This is a genomic window from Frigoribacterium sp. PvP121, assembly GCF_017833115.1.
GTDB lineage: Bacteria > Actinomycetota > Actinomycetes > Actinomycetales > Microbacteriaceae > Frigoribacterium > Frigoribacterium endophyticum.
This window is the reverse complement of record NZ_JAFIBR010000001.1, coordinates 3,251,419-3,269,253: the sequence shown is the minus strand read 5'-3', so window position 1 is coordinate 3,269,253 and position 17,835 is coordinate 3,251,419. Positions and strand designations below refer to the sequence as shown.

Sequence of the window (17,835 nt, the reverse complement as noted above, 5' to 3'; positions counted from 1 at the left end):
AGCCTCGGCGCATGGAGACCACCGTGCACCCCCTCGTGACCGCGGCCGAGCTGGAGCGCGAGCTCCGGGGCCCGCGTGCCCCGCGACTCCTCGACGTCCGGTGGCGGCTCGACCGCCCCGACGGCCGCGACGACCACCGCGCCGGGCACCTGCCCGGGGCGGTCTACGTCGACCTCGACTCGGAGCTCGCGGGCCACGGCGCCCCCACCGACGGGCGGCACCCGCTGCCCGCGACGGCCGACCTGCAGGCTGCGGCGCGACGATGGGGCCTCGGCCGGGGCGACGCCGTCGTCGTCTACGACGACCTGGGCGGGCTCTCCGCCGCGCGGGCCTGGTGGCTGCTGCGCGTCTCGGGGGTGGCCGACGTGCGCCTGCTCGACGGCGGGCTGGCGGCCTGGCGCACCGCCGGGCTGCCCGTGGAGGAGGGCGACGTGACGCCCGCGCCCGGCGACGTGGTGCTCGAGCCGATCGGGGCGGGGCGCGACGGCCTCGGCGTCGTCGACACGGAGGGGGCGGCCGGCTGGCCATGGCACGGCGCGCTCGTCGACAGCCGCGCCGCCGAGCGCTTCCGCGGCGACGTCGAGCCGGTCGACCCGCGGGCGGGCCACGTGCCCGGCGCGCTGAGCGTGCCGACGGCCGGCAACCTCGGGCCCGACGGGACCTTCCTCGAGCCGGCGGCCCTCGCGGAGCGCTACCGGGAGGCGGGCGTCGACCTCGAGGGCGACGTGGCCGTGTACTGCGGCTCGGGCGTGACCGCGGCCCACGCGGCCCTGGCCCTCACGCTCGCCGGGGCCCGGCCGGCCCTCTGGCCGGGGTCGTGGAGCGCCTGGTCGTCCGACCCGGCGCGGCCCGTCGCGGTCGACGACACGAGCGCCGCGGAGCCCCGCTGACGGACCAGCCGAGCGCGCCGTTTGACATGCGACATTTCAGCTGTCAGACTTGGACCATCAGCGCGGCCGCCGGTGAGCCTCCTCCCCCCTCGGAGGCCCGGCGGCCGCGCTGACCTGCTGTGCGGTCTGACCTGCTGTGTCGACTGGCCTGCTGTGCAGGCTGACCCGCTGCTAGTCGGCGACGATGACGGCGATGGCGCGCTTCAGGGCCTCGCGGTCGGCGCGCAGCTGCGCGACCTCGGCCTCGAGCTCGCTGATGCGGTCGCTCGTCGCGGCGCTGCCCGATCCCGGGGGGCGGCCCCGGCGGGGCGCGGCCACGGCGGCGGCGGCCTCCTCGAGGCTCTCGTCGGCCTCGGCGGCCTCCGCGGCGACCTCGGGCTCGACGGGCGCCGGGGCGTTGGCCTTCTCGTGGGCGCGGATCCAGCCGCGCAGCGACTGCTCGCCGACCTCGAACTCCTCGGCCGTCTCGCGGATGATCGAGCGGTTGCCCGGCTCGGCCTCGCGGCGCTCCAGGACTCGGGCCAGCGACTTCTCGCGGGTCTCGTCGGTGTACTTCTGCTCGAAGGGCATGGGGGCTCCTGTGTGCGATGTCGTGATGATGGTGTCTTCGTCACCGTGCGCGGGAGCCGGTGATGTGTCGACGGTACTGCATCCATGTAGATCGCCACCGAGTTGTCCACAGGGCGGTGCGGGATGTACTGCGAACGCATGTTGTCGAGCATGATGCGCGAAGCATCGTCATGTACTGCGGGTGTTGCGCAGCACGACGAGCGTGCTGCGCGATGCCGTCGAGCTGCCTGACGGGTGTCGCTCGCCACGCCCTCGACGGGGGCCGGGGTGGCTGACCGTCCGCCCGTCCTCCCCGACATGTCGGGGAAAGCAGCTTAAGGTGGGCCGTGTGTGGCGCGCCGACAGACAGCATGACGACGGCGACGACGGGACTCGTTCCGCCGTCGCCCCGACGAGCGCGCCCGGGGTCGTGGCCCCCGGCGCCCTGAGCCTCGGCAGGCCCGGCCTCGAGGTGGGCAACGCCGCGGAGCCGATCCGCGAGGGCTGGCGACGCACGCTCTCGAGCGTCGGCGGCTCGTCGACCCTCCTGCACTTCGGTGACGAGCAGCGCGCGCGCATCGAGCTCAGCACGACGCACCCGGGCGGCCTCGCGCAGTTCATCACCGGCAAGACCACCCTGCTCTCGAGCCTCATCCGCGACGACCTCGCCCTGCGCACGGCGCGCGTCGCCGCGGGCGAGATCGCGGCGAAGGGGCTCGAGCTCGCGACCGTCCGCGGCATCGACGCCGTCCACCTCGCGATCGGCATGGCCGCGTGGTCGTTCGCCGGCGAGGACTTCCGTGCCCCTGTCCTGCTCCGCCCGCTGGCCATCCGCCGACACGGCCGCGACTTCGAGGTCCGCCTGCTCGGCGAGCCCGTGCTGAACCCCGCGCTCGCCGACGCCCTGCACGACCAGTTCGACATCTCGCTCGACGCGGAGTCCTTCGTCGCGCTGGCCGGCCGCGACGGGTCGTTCACGCCGAACCCCGTCATCGACCGCCTCCGCGGCCTCACCGCCCACCTCGACTGGTTCACCGTGCAGCCCCGGCTCGTCGTCTCGACCTTCGCCGAGGTCTCGACCGAGATGGCCCTCGACGCCCGCCAGCTCGACCACCCGGTGCTCGACGCCCTCGCCGGCAACCCGATGGCGCTCCGCCAGGTCGAGGAGGCCTACCGGCCGACGACCGCCACCCCGCAGGACGAGCGCAGCCCCGAGACCGACACCCTGCTGCTCGACGCCGACCCCGAGCAGGAGAACGTCGTCGCGCAGATCGCGGCCGGCAACTCCGTCGTCGTCAAGACGCTGCCCGGCACCGGCGGCACGCAGACGATCGTCAACGCCGTCGGCCGCCTCGTCTCGCAGAACAAGCGCGTGCTGGTGGTCAGCCCCCGCCGGGCCACGCTCCGCGGCATCACGGCCCGCCTCGCCGACATCGGGCTCCCCGGCGTCGCGGTCGCGCCGACGACCCTGCGTCGCGACGTGATCCGGGCCATCGCCCGTGACGAGAAGGCCACCCACCCGCAGATGGGCGAGGTCGACGACGCCCTGGTGCGGCTGCGGAAGGTCCTGGTCGACTACCGCGGCGCGCTCAGCCGCCGCGACCCCGAGCTCCGCGTCTCGGTGCTCGACTGCCTCACCGAGCTCAGCCGTCTCGCCCTCCTGCCCGCCGCCCCGGCCACGACCGCGCGCCTCAGCCGCCGCAGCGTCGAGGCGATGGTCGAGGGCCGTCGCCGGGTCGCCGAGACCATGGTCAACGCCGCCAACCTCGGCGAGTTCCGCTACGGCCCCGGCGACTCGCCCTGGTACGGCTCCCGGTTCACCGACTCCTTCGGGGCCGGCGACGCGCACCAGCTGGCGAAGTCGCTGCACCACCGCGACCTGCCCCGGCTGCTCGAGCGCGCCGACGAGGTCATCGGCAGCACGCGGATGCGCCCCTACGAGTCGGTCGCGGAGCTGGGCGTCTACCTGCGCCTCCTCACGGAGATCCGCGACACGCTCGACAAGTTCCTGCCCGTGGTCTTCGACCGCTCGGTCGCCGAGCTCGTCGCGGCGACCGCGCCGAAGCGCGACGCGCCCGACATGTCGAGCGCGAACCGCCGCCGCCTCAAGAAGCTCGCGAAGGAGTACGTGCGGCCCGGCGTGCACATCGCCGACCTGCACAGCGCCCTGCAGCGCATCCAGCAGCAGCGCATCATGTGGCAGCGCTACGTCGCCGCGGGCACGGCGCCCGAGGTGCCCACCGGCATCGCCGACGCGCACGTGCTGCACCAGCAGGTCTCGCACGACCTCGAGCGCCTCGACGGGCCGCTCGGCCTCGACGGCGACGAGGGCCTGACCCAGATCGGCGTCGTCGAGCTGCGCCAGCGCCTGGAGGCCCTCGCTGCCGAGAGCGACGTGCTGCAGAACCTGCAGGAGCGCACCGAGCTGATGACGACGCTCCGTGACCTCGAGCTCACCCCGCTCATCACCGACCTCGCCGAGCGTCACGTGCCCGAGCAGCAGGTCGCCGCCGAGCTCGAGCTCGCCTGGTGGCGCTCGGCGCTCGAGTCGCTGCTCGAGGCCGACCGCGCCCTGCTCGGCGCGAACACCGCGATGCTCGACCGCCTCGAGGCCGACTTCCGGCTCGTCGACGAGGCGCACGCCGCGGGCAGCGCGCAGCTGCTCGGGTGGCAGCTCGCCGAGAACTGGAAGATCGGGCTCGTCGACTGGCCCGAGGAGGCCTCGGCGCTGAAGATGCTGCTCCGCCAGCGCCACGTCACCGCCCGCCTGCTGCACGACGCGGCGCCGCACCTGTCGCGCGCCGTCGCCCCGGTGTGGCTCGCCTCGCCCTACGAGGTGCACACGATCGCCGACACGGTGCCCTTCGACACCGTCGTGCTGGTCGACGCCGGAGCCACGACCATCGCCGAGAACGTCGGCGCGATCCGCCGAGGCAAGCAGACCGTCGCCTTCGGCGACCCCGTCACGCAGACCCCCTCCGAGTTCGACGTCGCCGTGACGCCCGGCAAGCAGCCGCCCCGCCACGACGACTCCGAGCTCGACGCCCTGCACGCCGACAGCGCCCTGGCGCGGCTGTCGACCCTGCTGCCGACGCTGTCGCTGACCCGCAGCTACCGGGCCGGCGGCGAAGACCTCGCCGAGCTCGTCAACCGCCGGTTCTACGGCGGCCGCATCGAGTCGCTGCCGTGGGCCGGCAGCTTCCTCGGGCACGGCAGCATCGCGCTCGACTACGTCTCGGGCGGCACCGCGGTGCCCGACCCCGAGTCGGGCGCGGTCGAGAGCGTCGACGCCGAGGTCGACCGGGTCGTGTCGCTCGTGCTCGAGCACGCGCGCACGCGCCCCTCCGAGTCGCTGATGGTCATCACGGCCAGCGCGAAGCACGCCGTGCGCGTGCAGCAGGCCGTGCTCACCGCCGTGTCGGGCCACAAGGACCTGACGGAGTTCGTCGTCGGCGACCGGAGCGAGCCGTTCATGGTGGCGACGCTCGAGCAGGCCGTCGCGCAGAGCCGCGACCACGTCGTCTTCTCGATCGGCTACGGGCGCACCCCGCACGGCCGCGTCCTCAGCGACTTCGGGCCGCTCGGCCAGCCCGGCGGCGAGCGGCTGCTCGCCGTCGCGATGACCCGGGCCCGGCGCTCGATGGTCATCGTGACCTGCTTCCAGCCCGCCGACATCGACGGCGGCCGGATGGGCCACGGCACGATCGCGCTCTCCGAGATCCTCACCGAGGTGCAGGCGCGCACCGCCGCCGAGCACGTGCCCGACGACTCCGACCCGATGCTCGTCGACCTGGCCCGTCGGCTCGAGGCGCGCGGCATCCCCGTCGCCCTCGGCCACCGCGGCAAGCTCGGCCTCGTCGCCGCGCACGACGGCGTCTGCGTCACGATCGAGACCGACACCACCCTGTCGCGCACCAGCCTCCGCGAGTCGCTGCGCGCGCGCCCCGAGACGCTCCGTCGCCTCGGCTGGCACTACGTGCGCGTGCACGCCTTCCAGCTGTTCACCGACCCCGACTCGGTGGCGCAGCGCGTGGCCGAGGTGCTCGGCATCGACTCCGCCCGCACGCAGGAAGTGCCGAGCGTGCCCGCGCGCCAGCACGTCAACCGCAGCTGAGCGCCGTGAGCGACCGCGAGGCCCCCGCCGGAGGCGCGGTGCCGGCCGACGAGGCCGGCCCCGCCCTCGAGGCGGTCGCCGGGGCACCGCTCGTGGTGCGGCGTCGGGGCGGGCGCCGGGTCACCACCGACCCCGTGCCCGGGAGCGATCCGACCCCCGCGCCCGCGCCTCCGGACCGCTCCTCGGGCGAGAACGACCGCCAGCTGCGCGACGACGTTCCGCCGCACTGGGGCTGAGGCACGGCGGCTGACGGCCCCGTGACGCCCGCACGCGACGACGCCCCCGACCGGCCTGGTCGGGGGCGTCGCGTCGCCGGGGGAGGCGGGGCGTCAGCGGCTGCCGAGCGGCCCGTTGCCCTCGCCGACCACCGGGACGGAGCCGGTCGGGGCCGCGTGGCTGCCGTGCGACGCCGAATCGCCCGCGGGCGTCACGGTCTGTCGCAGCAGGTCGCGGATCTCGCTGAGCAGCTCGACGTCGGTCGGCGGCACGTCGACCGGGGCCGGCTCGGAGGCCTGCTGCTTCGCGAAGGTCCGCTTGAGCAGGTTGTTCACCGGCAGCACGAGCACGAAGTACACGACGGCGGCGATCACGACGAAGTTGATCAGCGCCCCGATCACCGCGCCGAACCGGAGCTCGGCGGTGTCGCCGGAGACGGTCGGGATCGAGACGACGAGGGCGTCGTCGAGCATGGACGCGTTGAACGCCGCACCGATCAGGGGGTTGAAGACGTTGGTGACCAACGAGGTCACGATGGCGGTGAACGCGGCGCCGATGACGACCGCGACCGCGAGGTCGATGACGTTGCCGCGGAGGATGAACTCCTTGAATCCCTTCACGGGATGCTCCTTCGGTCGGTGGGCAGGACGGTCGTCCCGGTGGACCACCTAACCACGGGCCGGGTCAGGAGGCGGTGGTCGAGCCCCCGGAGGAGCCGGACGACCCGCTCGACGACGTGCCCGACCCGCTCGACGACGACGCGCCTCCGGAGCCGGACGACGACGACCCGCCCTTGTCGGACGACGACGAGCCGCCCTTGTCGGAGGACGAGGTCGAGCTGGTCTTCTCGGCGGAGCCGGACGAGCTGCCGCTGCCGCCCTTCGCGCCCGAGCTGCGCGAGTCGGTGCGGTAGAAGCCCGAGCCGTTGAAGGTCACGCCGACCGGGCTGAAGACCTTGCGGAGCACGCCCGAGCAGACGGGGCACACGGTGAGGCTGTCGTCGGTGAACGACTGGACGACGTCGAAGGCGTTGCCGCACTCGGTGCAGCGGTACGAGTAGGTGGGCACGGATTCCTCACGGTGCGACGGAGACGGGCGGCGGGCACCCCGGCCCGGCCCGGCGCAGGGAGGCGCGGGTCAGAACTCGTGGATGCCGGAGGGGGTGACGACGCCGTCGACGGCCTGGTCGTGCCGCTCGCGCGGCACCGACTCGACGTACTCGGAGTCGAACACCACAGCATAGACCGGGGGGCGCTTCTCCATCGATCCCAGGGTCTTGTCGAAGTAGCCGCGGCCCCAGCCCATGCGCATGCCCTCGCGGTCGATGCAGGCGGCGGGGACGACGATCAGGTCGACGTCGTTGATCGCCATCGGGCTGAGCACCTCACCGACCGGCTCGGGCAGGCCGAAGAGGCCGGTGGTCTCGGACTCGCCGTCGCCCACGGCCCAGTCGAGCAGGCCGTCGGGGCGCGAGACGGGGAACAGCACGCGGACGTCGTGCGCGAACGCCCAGTTCAGGAAGGGGCGGGTGTCGGGCTCGTCGGGCGCCGAGAGGTAGGCCGAGACGGAGCGCGCGGAGAGGCCCGTGGCCAGGTCGACGAGGTGCCGGGTGAGGGCCGCGCTGGCCTCCTCGCGCTCGGCGCTGGTGCGGTTCCGGCGGCGCTGGCGCAGCTCGGCTCGCAGGGCTCGCTTGGCGTCGCCGACCTCGTCCGTCATGTCCCCCATCGTACGGTCGCAGATGTGCCCCCCGCGAGAGGGCCGCGCCCTATACGCTGACCGGCATGGGCTTCACGATCTCGAAAGCAGTCATTCCCGCCGCGGGCCTCGGAACTCGGTTCCTCCCCGCCACCAAAGCCATGCCTAAGGAGATGCTCCCCGTCGTCGACAAGCCGGCGATCCAGTACGTCGTCGAGGAGGCCGTCTCGGCCGGCCTGACCGACGTGCTGATGATCACCGGCCGCAACAAGAACGCGCTCGAGAACCACTTCGACCACGTCAGCGAGCTGGAGGAGACCCTGCGCAAGAAGGGCGACCACGACAAGCTGGCCAAGGTCAACCAGAGCACCGACCTCGCCGACATGCACTACGTGCGCCAGGGCGACCCGCTCGGCCTGGGGCACGCCGTGCTCCGCGCCAAGATGCACGTCGGGCGCGAGCCCTTCGCCGTGCTGCTCGGCGACGACATCATCGACGCCCGCGACCCGCTCCTGACCCGCATGATCGAGGTCCAGGGCACGAAGAACGCGACCGTCGTCGCCCTCCTCGAGGTCGACCCCTCGCAGACCCACCTCTACGGCATCGCCACGGTCGAGGAGACCGCGGAGGACGACGTCGTCAAGATCACCGGCCTGGTCGAGAAGCCCGCGCAGGGCGAGGCGCCCAGCAACCTGGCCATCATCGGCCGCTACGTCATCCGCCCCGAGGTCTTCGACGTGCTCGAGAAGCAGGAGCCGGGCAAGGGCGGCGAGATCCAGCTGACCGACGCCCTCATGAAGATGGCCAGCGCCGAGGAGTGGACGGGCGGCGTCTACGGCGTCGTCTTCCGCGGCCGCCGCTACGACACCGGCGACAAGCTCGACTACATCAAGGCGATCGTGCAGCTCGCCTCCGACCGCGACGACATCGGCGGCGAGCTCCGCCCGTGGCTCAAGGAGTTCACCGCGGGTCTCGAGAAGTAAAGAGACCCATCGCGTGACGACCATCCCCACGCTGACGGAGGGGCGGACCACCATCCGGCCCCTCCGTCTGCGTGACACCCGTGACCTCGACGCGGCGCTCTCGGAGAACCGCTCCTGGCTCCGCCAGTGGGAGGCCACGAACCCGTCGGGCTTCACCAGCCACGACGTCCGGGGCAGCATCCGCTCCCTGCAGATCAACGCCCGGGCCGGCCTCGGCCTGCCCTTCGCGATCGAGCTCGACGGGCGCTTCGTCGGCCAGCTCAACGTCAGCGGCATCGCCTACGGCTCGCTCGGCTCGGCCACGATCGGCTACTGGGTCACGCAGTCCGCCGCCGGCCACGGCGTCACGCCGACCGCCGTCGCCCTGGCCACCGACCACTGCTTCGGCAGCCTCGGCCTGCACCGGATGGAGATCTGCATCCGCCCCGAGAACGGCCCGAGCCTGCGCGTCGTCGAGAAGCTCGGCTTCCGCTACGAGGGGCTGCGGCGCCGGTACATCCACATCAACGGCATGTGGCGCGACCACTTCTGCTTCGCGCTCGTGGCCGACGAGGTGCCCGGCGGCGTCCTCCGCCGGTGGCGCGAGGGCCTCGTGCCGCCCGGGCAGGGCAGCGTCCCGCCGGAGGCGCTGGCGGAGTCCGCCCGCAGCCTGCCCTGGTAGCCGACCCGCGCCTCCCCGGGGCAGATCCGCACCGACACACCTGCGCGGTGCGCCCCCGCGGCGCGTCGTCGCTCATACCCTCGTGACCATGGGACTCGAGTCGTGGGGCGGTGGCGTCGTGCTGGCGCTCGTCGCGGTGCTCTGGCTCGTCTACCTCGTGCCCACCTGGCACCGGCGCCAGGAGTACCTCGCCACCGAGCGGAACGCCGTGCGCCTCCAGCAGACGCTGCGGATCCTCGCCCAGACGGCCGAGCTGCCCGAGGAGGTGCGCATCGAGGCGAACGCCCGGTCCGTCGCCGACGCGCAGCGCATCCTCCGCCAGGAAGAGGGCAAGCGGGAGGCGCTCCGCCGCGCGCACGAGGCCGCCCGCCAGCGCGCGCTGACCCGCGAGCTCGCGGCCGCCGCGCCGGTGCTGCGGGCCGCCGACCACGACCCCGCCCTCGCCGCCCGCCGCCTGCGCCGCTCGCGGCTCGTCTCGACCCTCGTGCTCGTCGCGTCGGCCCTGGCCGTCGTCGTGGGCGTCGCCTCGTTCGCCAGCGCCTGGCTGCTCGCGGTCGCGGGCGTCGTCTTCGGAGCCGGCTCGGTCGCCGTGCTCTCGCAGCTCGCCGCCGTCTCGCGCGCACGGGCCCGTCGTCAGCGGGTGGTGACGCCCGCCGGCGAGGCGCAGCCGCTGCGCGACTTCTCCGACGGCTTCTCCTCGGCCCCGGCCGAGGACGCCGCGCAGGCCTCACGCTCGTGGACGCCCGTCCCGGTGCCGGCTCCGCTGTACCTGCGGCGCGGCCGCCAGCGACCCGTCGCCGCATCGGCCCCGACCGCCAGCCCGGCGGCGCAGCTGCGCTCCGAGTCGGAGCGCTCCGTCCGGGCCCTGCGCGACGCCCAGCGCGCCCAGCACGACGCCCTCCGCGAGGCAGCCCGCGCCGAGGGCGCCCTCAGCGCGGCCCGTGCCGCCGACACCGGGTCCGCCGCCGCCTCGGCCCGCACCGACCGGGCCCGCCGCGCCGTCGCCGACGCCCGCGCCGCGGAGGCCGTCGCCGACGCCCCCGCCTCGCCTCCCGCGCCGCCGAGCCGCTTCGCCCGCATGGGCATCATCGACGACCTCGGCGAGTCGACCTTCCGCGTCGACGAGGCCCTGCAGCGCCGCCGCGCCGTCTGACGCGCCGCCGCTCCGCCCGATTCACGGACCACGCCACGGTGGTGCTATCGTTGCAGAGCAGTTTCCGGGGCTATGGCGCAGTTGGTAGCGCGTCTCGTTCGCAATGAGAAGGTCAGGGGTTCGAATCCCCTTAGCTCCACGGAATGCAGAAGGGCCCGCCTAGGCGGGCCCTTCTGCATTCCGTTCCTCTTGTCAGAACAACTGAAGGGGGCCGCTTCGCGGCCTTTCCTGGCGGGTTGGGACGTGTTGGGCGGGAGGCGGGGCCGCTTCGCGGCCTTTCCTGGCGGGTTGGGACGTGTCGGACGGGTGGCGGGGGCGCTTCGCGGCCTTCCTGGCGGGTGCACCACGTGTCGGGCGAGTGGCGGGGCCGCGCTGAGGGGGCGGGCTTGGCCCCAGAAGGGGGGCGCGCGGGGCCGGAGGCAGACGGGGCGGTCTGGTACACGGCATACTCTGAGAAATGAGCGATCCGCAGAAGCCGTCCGACCCGTACGACCCCGCCGCCTCCGGGCCCCCCTCGGTGCCGCAGCCCCCGAGCTACGGCGCCTACCCCGGCGCGGGCCAGCAGGCCCCCAGCGGCGACGCCGCACCCGGGTCGGCGCCGCAGCCGGCCTACGGAGCCCCGCAGTCGACGCCCCCGGGCGGGTACGGCGCTCCCCTGGCTCCCTATGGCCAGCCCGGCCAGCCCGGCCAGCCCTACGCCCCCTACGGCGGAGCGCCGTCGTCGTCGCCGGCCGGCGGCAACGGCCTCGCCATCGCCTCGGTCGTGCTCGGCGGCGTCGGCCTGTTGCTCTCGATCATCGTCTTCGGCGGGATCCTCGGCCTCGTGGGCCTCGCCCTCGGCATCGTGGCGCTCCTCAAGAAGACCGGCTCGCGCCTCCTCGCGATCATCGGCACGGCCCTCTCGGGCCTCGCCGTCCTGATCTCCGTCGCCGTGCTCGTCGTCGGCCTCGTGGCCGCCGGCAGCGTCCGCGACTCGATCGACGAGAGCTACGGCGAGACGGGCGGCTCCAGCAGCCCCGACGTCGCGGAGCCCAGCGAGCCGACCGACGACGCCTCCGAGGAGGCGAGCAGCGAGAACGCCGTCTTCGGCGACGTCTGGTCGTACGACGACGGCATCTCGGTCAGCGTCTCGGCCCCGCAGCCGTTCACCCCGAGCGAGACCGCCGCCGGCGCCGACCAGGCCGCCGCCGTCGTGTTCACGGTCACCGTGCAGAACGACACCGGCGCGAACTACGACCCGATCGAGGCGTACTCGAGCGTGTCGTCGGCCGGCGTCGAGGCGAGCCAGGTCTTCGACTCGGCCCAGGGGCTCATGGGCTCGCCCAGCACGGCCGTGCCGGCCGGGCAGTCGGCCACCTGGCAGGAGGTCTACTCGGTCAGCGACCCGGCCCAGCTCGTCTACCAGATCGCCCCGGGCTACGACTACGACGCGGCGATCTTCACGAACTGACGCCCGTCACGACCCGCTCCGTGCCGTCCGTCCCCTCGCGGGGCGGGCGGCACGTCGTCGTCGTGGGGGAGGCCGGTCGGCGTGGCCCCCCAGCTCTGGGGGCGCTCCGGGGCCCGGTGACCCGTCAACGGGGTGGAGACGCTGCCGGGCCCCCGTGGGATGGTCGGATCAGCGCCGACGGCGCGTCGAGGACCGCCGGACGGCCACCCTGCCGGGTGCAGGGGGCGCTCCCCGCGCGCGCCGTCGACCACCACCACCGACACCGGGGAGACGATGATGGGACGAACGACCACCACCAGGCGACTGGCCGTGACGAGCACCGTGGCGGGGGCCGCCGTGCTGCTGACCGTGGCCGCCACGGTCACCGTGCCCGAGGCGGCGCACGCGGCACCGACGGCGGTCGCGACCGCCGACGGCGCCCCGCTCGCCGGCGCCACGCTGACGACCGGGGCCTTCACGCTCGGGGTCGACGCCCCGGCCGGCTCCGTCGTCAAGGTCAAGGTCGACGGGAGCTACCTCGGCCAGGACAAGGTCGCGCCCTACGCCTTCCCGATCGCCGTGGCCCCGGGCGCCCACGAGCTCGACGTGCGCTGGGAGGACGCCGCGGCGGGCGGACGCCAGGCCGTCGAGGTGCCGTTCACGGTGCGGGCGACGGCCGTGGCGGCGCCTGCTTCGGCACCCGTGCCGGCACCTGCGCCGATTCCCGCTCCCGCGCCGACTCCCGCGCCGACCCCGACCCCGGCTCCCGCTCCCGCGCCCGTGCCGGTGACTGCGCCCGCGCCGACTCCCGCCCCGACCCCGGCTCCCGCGCCCGCGCCCGCTCCCGCACCGACCCCTGCTCCGGCACCCGTCCCGGTGACGTCACCCGCGCCTCCCGCGTCCTCGACGTCGCCCGTGGCGACGCCGGCGTCGACGGTGACGGTCTCGACGTCGGCGGGCCTCACCGCGGCGCTGGCGGCGGCGCGGCCGGGCCAGACGATCGCGCTGCGTGACGGCACGTACACCGGCACCTTCCGGGCCGCGGCCGACGGCACGGCCGGCCAGCCGATCCGCCTCACCGGCTCCCGGGCCGCCGTGCTGACCACCGGCAGCGTCTCGAAGGGCTACGGCCTGCACGTGACCGGCGACCGGTGGATCGTCTCGGGCCTGAGCGTGCAGACCGCCCAGAAGGGCATCGTGCTCGACGGGTCGAGCGGCACCGTCGTCGAGAACGTCGACGTCGGCCGCATCGGCGACGAGGGCGTCCACCTCCGCACGGACAGCGTCGACGTCACCGTCCGGGGCTCGTCGGTGCACGACACCGGGCTCCGCAAGGCGGGCTTCGGCGAGGGCATCTACGTCGGCAGCGCCGTCAGCAACTGGGGCAGCGTCACGGGCTCGTCGTCGACCCCCGACCGCTCCGACCGCGCGCAGATCATCGGCAACACCATCTCCGACACGGCGGCCGAGGGCATCGACCTCAAGGAGGGCACCACGGGCGGCGTCGTCAGCGGCAACGTCTTCCGCGACGCGGGCCGCTCGGGCGAGAACTCCGCCGACTCGTGGGTCGACGTCAAGGGCGACGGGTACCTCGTCACCGCCAACTCCGGCACGGGCACGAAGCTCGACGCCTTCCAGGTGCACGTCATCTCGGGCTGGGGGCGCGGCAACGCCTTCCGCGACAACACGGTGCTCGGCGGCGTGCCCGGCTACGAGGTCTGGGTGCAGAAGGGCGCGGTCGGCACCGTCGTCGCCTGCCGCGCGGCCGGCACGCGCGCCGCGGCCGGGCTGACCAACGGGGCCTGCGCCCGCTGACGCGTCGGGCGACGCGGCGCCCGCCGACGTCGCCGTCGCCCCGGGGCCGGGCCGCGGCCCTGTCCCGGGGCGCGGCCCCCGCGGGGCAAGATGGTCGGGTGCCGTTCCTCTCCACCGACGCCGACCTCCTCGCCCGCCTGCGCTCCGACCTCGCGTCGGCCGACTTCACCGTCGACCGTCTCGGCAGCGCCGACGCCTGGGGGGCCGCCGCCGGCGCAGCCCTGTTCCGCGGCGAGCGGGTGGCGGCCCGCCGTGCCCTGCTCCGCAGCGTCGACCGCGACCCGTCGCTCCGGCCGGCCGCCACGCTCGCGCTGGCCTTCGTGCTCGGGGTCCCTCAGCCGGCGCACGACCTCGCGCAGGCGCTGCCGACGCTCGGCGTGGACGGCGCCGAGGCCATCGGGCTCGTCGAGCGACGCCCCGACGGCGAGGTGGCCGCCCTCGTCGACCTGCGCCCCTACGCCTTCGTCGACGCGGCCGGCGAGGCCTCCTGGTGGATCACCTCCGATCTCGGCGAGCTCGCCCTCGGCGGCGCCCTCCGTGAGGACCACGTGCTCGGGGTGGGAGGCGCCTCGGCGACGCTCGCGGGCCTGATGACGCCCGGCACCGTCGACCGTGCGCTCGACCTCGGCACCGGCTGCGGCATCCAGGCCCTGCACGTCGCCCGCCACGCACGCCACGTGGTCGCCACCGACATCTCGCGGCGGGCCCTCGAGTTCGCGGCCTTCAACGCGGCGCTCAACCTCGTCGACGGCATCGAGTTCCGCCTCGGCAGCCTCTTCGAGCCCGTGGCCGGCGAGACCTTCGACCACGTCGTCTCGAACCCGCCCTTCGTCATCACGCCGCGGGCCCCCGGCGTGCCCGAGTACGAGTACCGTGACGGCGGCATGGTCGGCGACGACCTCGTCGCCTCCGTCGTGGCGCAGGTCGGGGCCCACCTCGCCCCCGGCGGCGTCGCGCAGCTGCTCGGCAACTGGGAGACCGGAGGCGCGGGCGCCGCCGCGGGCAAGCGCGGGGCGTACTCGGTGGCCGACTGGGCCTCGCGCGGCGACGTGCCCCTCGACGTCTGGGTCGTCGAGCGCGAGGTGCAAGACCCTGCGGCCTACGCCGAGACCTGGATCCGCGACGGGGGCACCCGCCCCGGCACCGACGACTTCGAGCGCCTCTACGAGGCCTGGCTCGGCGACTTCGAGGCCCGGGGGGTCGTCGAGGTCGGCTTCGGCTACGTGACGCTCCGGCGACCCACGGCCGGAGGCGCGGTGCCCCTGGTGCGCACCGAGCGCCTCCTCGGGGGCCTGGGCTCGAACGACGTCGGGCTGGGCGCTCACCTCGCGGCCACCCTCGACGCCGTCGACGTGCTGCGCGGCCTCGACGACGCGGCGCTGCTCGCGACGCGCCTGACGGTCGCAGGCGACGTCACGGAGGAGCGCCACTACTGGCCCGGCAACGACGACCCCACCGTGATCACGCTCGTGCAGGGCGGCGGGTTCGCCCGGCAGGTCGACTCGGGCACCGCGCTCTCGGCCCTGGTGGGCGCCTGCGACGGCGAGCTCAGCGTCGGCGCGATCGTCGGCGCGCTCGCGCACCTGCTGGAGGCCGACGAGGCCGCGCTGACCGCCGAGCTGCTGCCGCAGGTGCGGGAGCTCGTGACGACGGGGATGCTGCGCGCCTGACGCCTGACGCCTGACGCCTGACGCCTGGTCGTCGGTGCTCGACGCTCGGATGAGCGCCGCTCGAGCATGAGACTCGAGGGGGGCTCGGGTCGTCCTCGAGGAGGACGACCCGTCGTGCCCCCGCGGCCTAGCGTCGTGGGCATGAGGACACGAGCGGGGGCATGGGCGGCGACTGCGGTCGTCCTGGTGACGATGACGGGCTGCGTGGGGGTCGCTGCTCCCGGCGCGGAAGGGGATCCGTCGTCGTCGACGACTGCTCCGCCGAGCGCCGGGCCCACGTCGACGCCGACGTCGACGGCGACCTCTGCGCCGACCCCGTCGGCCGAGGCCGACCCCCTGGCGGCCGTCGACACCGTGGTGTTCGGTGCGACCGCCCTGTCGCTCCGCGACGGCGACGTCGAGGTGAGCACCGTCCCGCTCGTCGGCGAGCCCCTGGACGACGCCGTCTCGGTGCTCTCCCGGGTGCTGGGCGAGCCCGTGGCCGACGGCGTCCTGGGAGGCCACTGCGCCGTGCCCCAGACACGGTGGGCGTGGGGAGAGGTCCGGCTCGGCACCGCCGACCTCTACGCCGACGAGGGGTCGCTGGTGTTCCGGGCCGAGCAGGCGTCCGTCTCCGCGCCCGACGGCCGCGACGTGCGGATCGAGACCCCGGGCGGCGTCGCGGTGGGCGACCCGATCGGTCCCCTCGCCGCCCAGGTGCCCGTCGAGCACCAGAGCGACTTCGACCCGAACGGCACGGGCTTCCTGTCGCTGGTCTACGACCTGGTGCGCACCCGGGAGTCCGCGGGCGTGACGAACCCGTACGGCGCGATCGTCTGGAGCGAGGGCGGCACCGTCGCCGGCCTCGGGGGCCCCGGCTGGCTCCTGGACGAGTGCTGACCCCGCGGGACGAGCTCGACTCGACCCGACCAGACCCGACCAGACCCGACCCGACCCGACCCGACCCGCCGCGGCCCGGCCCGGCCCGGCCCGGCCCTACCCGAGCCGAACCGCCTCGACCCGGCCCGGCCGCTCCGCCCCGCGGGACCGGGCCCGGCCTGACCGTCAGTCCTGCTTGCCGACCCGGTCGCCCCAGGTGCGCCAGCTGTACTCCGGCACGAAGCCGAGCAGGTCGCGGGCCTTGTCGCTGCTGAGCAGCGAGTCGGTGCCCTCGACGGCCGCGCGGCGCTCCACGTGGGGCCAGAAGCGGTCGGCGAGCACGGCCGTGGGCGTGTTCATGACCGTGTCGGTCGCGGCGATGATGAACGCCTCGTAGCCGACCAGGTCGCTCTCGAGAGCGCGACGGACGGCCTGGGCGCCGTCGCGGGCGTCGATGTACGAGAACAGGTTGAAGGTCTTCGCCTCGGGCGTCTCGTCCCACGGGAAGTCCTCGTAGTCGCCGTCGTCCATGACGTTCGAGAAGCGCAGGCCGATCATCTTCAGCTGGCGGTCCCAGCGGGTGAAGTGCCGGGCCATCTCCTCGTCGAGGGCCTTGCCGAGCGAGTACGACGACTCGGGGCGCACGGCGTACTCCTCGTCGAGGGGCAGGTAGGGCGGGTCGAGGTCGAAGGGGATGCCGAGCAGGGTCTCGCTCGAGGCCCAGACGACGTTGCGGATGTGCGCGGCGCGGGCGGCGGCGAAGACGTTGTAGCTGCCGGTCACGTTGTTCGTGAAGAGCGTCGCGTTCGGCACGAGGCCCGGGGCGGGGATCGCGCCGAGGTGCACCACGGCGTCGATCGAGTCGTAGCGGTCGTCGACGTGCGTGAGCGCCTGCACGACCTGCCCGTAGTCGGAGAGGTCGACCTGCACGAAGGTGACGCCGGGCACCGGGTCGGGGCTCGGCACGCGGTCGAGCAGCACGACCTCCCAGCCGTGCTCGGCGAGGTCTCGGACGACCGCGCGGCCGAGCTTGCCGCTGCCGCCGGTGACGGCGACGCGGAGGGGGGCGGGGGAGGGGGCGGGTGACGACATCGTCTGCACTTCCTGGGGAGGGTCTCGGGGGCGCGGGGTGCGCCTCCTCGTTCTTACCGTGTCGGGGTGCGGAGGGCCCACAGGGTCGTGGGCCGTCGGGCGTCGCTGGGGGCCGTTCCGGAGGCGCGGGTAGCGTGACGAGGACGGCGCGGCCCCGGCCCCGCCACCACCGACAGCGAGAGGACCGCCATGAGCACCGACCCGATCACCGGCAGCACCGACCCCGCCGACCGTGACCTCGACGACCGCACCGACGCGGCCGCCGTGCACGGCGACGACCCCGCCCCCGTCGACGCCCACGGCGCCTCCGAGGCCGACGACGCCGCCCGCGAGGGCGCCGTCGAGCAGGTCGACGACGCGCTGGGCGGGCACATCCCGCTGCGGTAGCGCAGCGGACGCAGCGGGATCAGACGAGCACTGTCCGCTGCGGTAGCGCAGCGGACGCAGCGGGATCAGACGAGCACTGTCCGCTGCGGTAGCGACCCGGCGCACGATCACCCCCCAGCCACCCTTCCCCGGGCCCGAGCCTCACGCTACGGTAGGGTTCGTGCGCCCGGCTGGTTACCGGGGCATCCCGCGCCCGTAGTGCGGCGTCCGGTCCCTGGGGCTCTCCTGATCCGAGCTCGAGCTGGCCGACGTCGTGGGCGCGGTGGCACGCCCCTGTCCGAGCCCCGCTCGTCGACGGGGGCGTGTCTCGTCTCCGGGCGTCA

General features: G+C 74.5%; 16 protein-coding genes and 1 tRNA gene. 12 read left to right on the top strand and 5 right to left on the bottom strand.

Annotated features, from left to right (window positions below; all coding sequences use genetic code 11):
- The first annotated feature begins 11 nt into the window (after positions 1–11).
- A complete protein-coding gene (locus tag JOE43_RS15190; protein WP_209518875.1) occupies positions 12–890 on the top strand; it encodes a sulfurtransferase in 879 nt (292 codons plus the stop codon).
- Between the two features lie 171 nt (positions 891–1,061).
- Here the strand turns inward: JOE43_RS15190 and JOE43_RS15185 are convergent, their stop codons facing one another.
- Positions 1,062–1,460, bottom strand: a complete 399-nt coding sequence (locus tag JOE43_RS15185) for a hypothetical protein (RefSeq protein ID WP_167260004.1) — start codon at positions 1,458–1,460, stop codon at positions 1,062–1,064.
- Between the two features lie 328 nt (positions 1,461–1,788).
- Here JOE43_RS15185 and JOE43_RS15180 point away from each other — a divergent pair, with 328 nt between their 5' ends.
- Positions 1,789–5,553: an AAA family ATPase gene (locus JOE43_RS15180; protein ID WP_374073157.1), complete on the top strand. Its 3,765-nt coding sequence runs from the start codon at positions 1,789–1,791 to the stop codon at positions 5,551–5,553.
- Positions 5,554–5,558: 5 nt separating this feature from the next.
- Positions 5,559–5,789: a hypothetical protein gene (locus JOE43_RS15175; RefSeq protein WP_056056832.1), complete on the top strand. Its 231-nt coding sequence runs from the start codon at positions 5,559–5,561 to the stop codon at positions 5,787–5,789.
- A 93-nt stretch (positions 5,790–5,882) separates the two neighbouring features.
- Here JOE43_RS15175 and mscL read toward each other — a convergent pair whose 3' ends face one another.
- The 3 genes from mscL to JOE43_RS15160 form a co-directional block, all read right to left on the bottom strand.
- The gene (gene mscL / locus JOE43_RS15170; protein WP_209518873.1) at positions 5,883–6,389 is read right to left on the bottom strand and encodes a large conductance mechanosensitive channel protein MscL; all 507 of its coding nucleotides are present in this window, start codon (positions 6,387–6,389) and stop codon (positions 5,883–5,885) included.
- A gap of 64 nt (positions 6,390–6,453) precedes the next feature.
- Positions 6,454–6,837, bottom strand: a complete 384-nt coding sequence (locus JOE43_RS15165; RefSeq protein ID WP_056056827.1) for an FmdB family zinc ribbon protein — start codon at positions 6,835–6,837, stop codon at positions 6,454–6,456.
- A gap of 69 nt (positions 6,838–6,906) precedes the next feature.
- Complete coding sequence (locus JOE43_RS15160; protein ID WP_056056825.1) at positions 6,907–7,485, bottom strand: 5-formyltetrahydrofolate cyclo-ligase; 579 nt, start codon at positions 7,483–7,485, stop codon at positions 6,907–6,909.
- A 65-nt stretch (positions 7,486–7,550) separates the two neighbouring features.
- Here JOE43_RS15160 and galU point away from each other — a divergent pair, with 65 nt between their 5' ends.
- The 8 genes from galU to JOE43_RS15120 all read left to right on the top strand — a co-directional run bounded on the left by galU (position 7,551) and on the right by JOE43_RS15120 (position 16,054).
- Positions 7,551–8,447 carry a UTP--glucose-1-phosphate uridylyltransferase GalU gene (gene galU, locus JOE43_RS15155; RefSeq protein WP_209518871.1) on the top strand — a complete coding sequence of 299 codons (897 nt, stop codon included), beginning with the start codon at positions 7,551–7,553 and terminating at the stop codon, positions 8,445–8,447.
- Positions 8,448–8,460: 13 nt separating this feature from the next.
- A complete protein-coding gene (locus tag JOE43_RS15150; RefSeq protein ID WP_056056821.1) occupies positions 8,461–9,108 on the top strand; it encodes a GNAT family N-acetyltransferase in 648 nt (215 codons plus the stop codon).
- Positions 9,109–9,196: 88 nt separating this feature from the next.
- Positions 9,197–10,261: a hypothetical protein gene (locus JOE43_RS15145; RefSeq protein WP_209518869.1), complete on the top strand. Its 1,065-nt coding sequence runs from the start codon at positions 9,197–9,199 to the stop codon at positions 10,259–10,261.
- Positions 10,262–10,327: 66 nt separating this feature from the next.
- Positions 10,328–10,400, top strand: a tRNA-Ala gene (locus tag JOE43_RS15140).
- 318 nt (positions 10,401–10,718) lie between these two features.
- The gene (locus JOE43_RS15135) at positions 10,719–11,711 is read left to right on the top strand and encodes a DUF4190 domain-containing protein (protein WP_209518867.1); all 993 of its coding nucleotides are present in this window, start codon (positions 10,719–10,721) and stop codon (positions 11,709–11,711) included.
- Positions 11,712–12,020: 309 nt separating this feature from the next.
- Positions 12,021–13,505: a right-handed parallel beta-helix repeat-containing protein gene (locus JOE43_RS15130; RefSeq protein WP_209518865.1), complete on the top strand. Its 1,485-nt coding sequence runs from the start codon at positions 12,021–12,023 to the stop codon at positions 13,503–13,505.
- A 98-nt stretch (positions 13,506–13,603) separates the two neighbouring features.
- Positions 13,604–15,175: a methyltransferase gene (locus JOE43_RS15125; protein WP_307803405.1), complete on the top strand. Its 1,572-nt coding sequence runs from the start codon at positions 13,604–13,606 to the stop codon at positions 15,173–15,175.
- 141 nt (positions 15,176–15,316) lie between these two features.
- Positions 15,317–16,054: a hypothetical protein gene (locus tag JOE43_RS15120; RefSeq protein WP_209518863.1), complete on the top strand. Its 738-nt coding sequence runs from the start codon at positions 15,317–15,319 to the stop codon at positions 16,052–16,054.
- 165 nt (positions 16,055–16,219) lie between these two features.
- On the opposite strand, the gene JOE43_RS15115 is transcribed toward JOE43_RS15120, so the two are convergent.
- Positions 16,220–17,125 carry an NAD(P)-dependent oxidoreductase gene (locus JOE43_RS15115; protein WP_167259986.1) on the bottom strand — a complete coding sequence of 302 codons (906 nt, stop codon included), beginning with the start codon at positions 17,123–17,125 and terminating at the stop codon, positions 16,220–16,222.
- Positions 17,126–17,314: 189 nt separating this feature from the next.
- On the opposite strand from JOE43_RS15115, the gene JOE43_RS15110 reads away from it, so the two are divergent.
- Positions 17,315–17,512, top strand: a complete 198-nt coding sequence (locus tag JOE43_RS15110) for a hypothetical protein (protein WP_056056812.1) — start codon at positions 17,315–17,317, stop codon at positions 17,510–17,512.
- Positions 17,513–17,835 lie beyond the last annotated feature (323 nt).

Coding starts and splice junctions, on each gene's coding strand:
- JOE43_RS15190 (WP_209518875.1), top strand. CDS start 12: ATGGAGACCACCGTGCACCCCCTCGTGACCGCGGCCGAGCTGGAGCGC.
- JOE43_RS15185 (WP_167260004.1), bottom strand. CDS start 1,460: ATGCCCTTCGAGCAGAAGTACACCGACGAGACCCGCGAGAAGTCGCTG.
- JOE43_RS15160 (WP_056056825.1), bottom strand. CDS start 7,485: ATGACGGACGAGGTCGGCGACGCCAAGCGAGCCCTGCGAGCCGAGCTG.
- galU (WP_209518871.1), top strand. CDS start 7,551: ATGGGCTTCACGATCTCGAAAGCAGTCATTCCCGCCGCGGGCCTCGGA.
- JOE43_RS15145 (WP_209518869.1), top strand. CDS start 9,197: ATGGGACTCGAGTCGTGGGGCGGTGGCGTCGTGCTGGCGCTCGTCGCG.
- JOE43_RS15135 (WP_209518867.1), top strand. CDS start 10,719: ATGAGCGATCCGCAGAAGCCGTCCGACCCGTACGACCCCGCCGCCTCC.
- JOE43_RS15120 (WP_209518863.1), top strand. CDS start 15,317: ATGAGGACACGAGCGGGGGCATGGGCGGCGACTGCGGTCGTCCTGGTG.
- JOE43_RS15115 (WP_167259986.1), bottom strand. CDS start 17,125: ATGTCGTCACCCGCCCCCTCCCCCGCCCCCCTCCGCGTCGCCGTCACC.
- JOE43_RS15110 (WP_056056812.1), top strand. CDS start 17,315: ATGAGCACCGACCCGATCACCGGCAGCACCGACCCCGCCGACCGTGAC.